This window comes from Hydrogenophaga sp. (genome assembly GCF_041633695.1).
In the GTDB taxonomy this organism is placed as follows: domain Bacteria; phylum Pseudomonadota; class Gammaproteobacteria; order Burkholderiales; family Burkholderiaceae_C; genus Hydrogenophaga.
This window is the reverse complement of record NZ_JBFJMY010000751.1, coordinates 1-1,128: the sequence shown is the minus strand read 5'-3', so window position 1 is coordinate 1,128 and position 1,128 is coordinate 1. Positions and strand designations below refer to the sequence as shown.

Annotated in this window: 2 protein-coding genes; one reads left to right on the top strand and one right to left on the bottom strand. The window is 63.7% G+C overall.

Annotated elements, in window-relative coordinates:
• A partial coding sequence (locus ABYB95_RS23820) for a LysM peptidoglycan-binding domain-containing protein (RefSeq protein ID WP_372662948.1) occupies positions 1 to 423 on the bottom strand: 423 nt, incomplete at its 3' end.
• A 307-nt stretch (positions 424 to 730) separates the two neighbouring features.
• Here ABYB95_RS23820 and def point away from each other — a divergent pair.
• A partial coding sequence (gene def, locus ABYB95_RS23815; protein ID WP_372662945.1) for a peptide deformylase occupies positions 731 to 1,128 on the top strand: 398 nt, incomplete at its 3' end.

Below are 1,128 nucleotides of genomic sequence, written 5' to 3'. Positions count from 1 at the left end.
TATGCGTGGGCTGAGCTTGACGGTGCCGTCGGGCCCACCCTGCGCCATGCGCAGCCGGGCCCGGCCGCCGGACTTGTCCAGCACCAGCACCTGGCCCGGATAGATCAGGTGCGGATTGCGGATCTGGTCCAGGTTCATGCCCCAGAGCTCGGGCCAACGCCAGGGGCTCTTGAGGAAAATCCCGGAAATCGCCCACAGGGTATCGCCGCGCTTGATGGTGTAACTGTCTGGCGCGTTGGGCGCCAATTCGGACAGTGGCACGCCGTTTTGCGCCACCTGGTTGGCGGTGGCGCGTTGGCCGGGGGTGATGGGGTAATTTTGTGCCCAGGCGTTGCTGGCCAGTGCGGCGACGAGCGCGGCGGCGGCCCAGCTCAGTGAGCGCAAGCGGGGCTGAGCAAAAGCGGCGGTCGGGCGGTTTTTCATCGGCATGTATCGGGCCCCTGGGTGCGGTCGTTCACTTGGCCGCTGCCGATGCCCTGAAACGGGACGCAAAGGCAATGCGCGGCGGCGTTTTTATCTTCACAATTCGCATTTGATTTTGCCCCCAAGCCCTTGATTACGCAATGTATATGGGCATTGGGGTCTGCGCCAGTGCGCAAAAGTAGCGAAAATAGCCACAAACCGAGCAGACGTGTCGCGGCCCCACGCCACACAGCTGTTTGGGTGTGCCTGTGGTGGGGCATGCGCCCATTTCGCCACCTTCTCCCTACCTTTTTGCTGATCTATCCCTATGACCGCGCCGAATTTGTTGCCCATTCTTTGTTACCCCGATCCGCGTCTGAACACGGTGGCCAAGCCGGTGCAGGCGGTGGACGAGCGCATCCGCGAGCTGATCTTGCGCATGACGGCCACCATGTACGAGGCCAACGGCATTGGCTTGGCTGCGACCCAGGTCGATGTGCACGAGCGCTTGATCGTCATCGACGTGAGCGAAGAGCGCAACCAGCCCATGGTGCTGATCAACCCGGTGATCGAGTGGGCCAGCCCGGAAAAACGCCGGGGTGAAGAGGGTTGCCTCTCGGTGCCCGGCATTTACGACGGCGTGGAGCGCTCGCTGGCGGTGCGGGTGCGGGCGCTGGACGGCGAGGGTGTGGAGCGCACCATCGAGGCCGAGGACATGCTCGCGGT